The organism is Aerococcus sp. L_32 (assembly GCF_050689315.1).
This window is the reverse complement of sequence record NZ_JBOEQF010001254.1, coordinates 1-524: the sequence shown is the minus strand read 5'-3', so window position 1 is coordinate 524 and position 524 is coordinate 1. Positions and strand designations below refer to the sequence as shown.

The following is a 524-nucleotide window of genomic DNA, read 5'->3' as shown; positions in this document are numbered from 1 at the left end:
CAAGTCACCAGGTAGGAAACCTAAGCTTTCCCCTGCTTCAACTGCTGGACGCGTTAGGACAATCCGTTTTACCCGTCCTTGTTTTAAAGCCTGAACGGCCATCATCACTGCTAAGAAAGTTTTCCCGGTACCAGCTGGTCCAATCCCAAAAGTAATGGCATGTTTATTGACAGCGTGTAAATATTGACGTTGACCTACAGTTTTTGTTCGAATAGCTTTCCCTTCAAAGGTCCGGCCAATTTCCTCTTCATATAAACTTACAAAGTGTTTAATAGTCCCATTCTTTGCCATTTTAATCGCAGTAACCACATCACGCTCACCGATTGTGATACCTGATTGTAGAATAACTTGTAATTCTGTCAGTAAATCAATCGCTTGGGCAACATTCGCTTCTTGTCCGGTTACTTCAATTTGCTCATCTCTGGCAAATATTTGCACCTCAAAAGCTTGTTCAATCAAAGAAAGATTACGGTCCTCAGTACCAAATAGTTGTACGGCTAATGCTGGATTCATCAAGGCTACAC

The 524-nt window shown here is 42.0% G+C and carries 1 protein-coding gene; it reads right to left on the bottom strand.

Going from position 1 to position 524, the window contains the following annotated elements; translation table 11 throughout:
* Positions 1-524 (bottom strand): PhoH family protein (locus ACRCJ0_RS19190; RefSeq protein WP_431391812.1); only part of this gene is annotated, 524 nt, incomplete at both ends.